The organism is Vibrio sp. 1401 (assembly GCF_033340295.1).
This window is the reverse complement of sequence record NZ_JAWOWF010000220.1, coordinates 1-862: the sequence shown is the minus strand read 5'-3', so window position 1 is coordinate 862 and position 862 is coordinate 1. Positions and strand designations below refer to the sequence as shown.

The 862-nt window shown below is 48.6% G+C and carries 1 protein-coding gene; it reads left to right on the top strand.

Annotation, left to right across the window (positions count from 1 at the left end; all coding sequences use genetic code 11):
* Positions 1–769 (top strand): sigma 54-interacting transcriptional regulator (locus R7Z77_RS24700; RefSeq protein WP_025519954.1); only part of this gene is annotated, 769 nt, incomplete at its 5' end.
* Between the last annotated feature and the right edge of the window lie 93 nt (positions 770–862).

Sequence of the window (862 nt, the reverse complement as noted above, 5' to 3'; positions counted from 1 at the left end):
CGGTCACGAAAAAGGCGCATTTACAGGCGCGAACAGTGTTCGTCAAGGCCGCTTCGAGCAAGCCAACGGAGGCACGCTCTTTTTGGACGAAATCGGTGACATGCCGCTGGATATCCAGACACGTTTGCTGCGCGTGTTGGCGGATGGTCAGTTCTACCGTGTTGGTGGTCACTCTCCGATTCGTGTCGATGTACGTATTGTCGCCGCCACGCACCAAAACCTCGAAAAACTGGTACACCAAGGCGATTTTCGTGAAGACTTGTTCCACCGCTTGAACGTCATTCGCGTACAAATTCCTGCGCTTCGTGAACGCAAACAAGACATTGAAAAACTCACACAACACTTTCTGGTACGCGCCGCAGATGAGCTTGGAGTGGAAACCAAAACCTTGCACCCGTCGACGGTCGAAATTCTCAATCGACTCAATTGGCCGGGCAACGTACGTCAGCTAGAAAACATTTGTCGCTGGTTAACGGTGATGGCGAGTGGCAGTGAAGTATTACCGAACGATTTGCCTTCAGAGCTTTTGGAAGAGAAGAAAACCGTTTCGGATTCAACCAAAGGTAGCTGGCAAGAACAATTGGCGGACTGGGCACGTCAATCGCTCGCTGCGGGGGATAAAGAACTACTTTCTTTCGCATTACCAGAATTTGAGCGCATTTTATTAGAAGCTGCATTGGAGCACACTAAAGGTCATAAGCAAGATGCCGCTAAAGTATTAGGCTGGGGACGCAATACGCTAACCAGAAAGTTAAAAGAGTTGTACTGACCGTCACTTAAGCAGTGAGTTAACAATGAGAGTGCTTAGCGCTCGATATTAACAGAAATGTCAGTACAATTAAGGTGAACCATCCCTAATGTG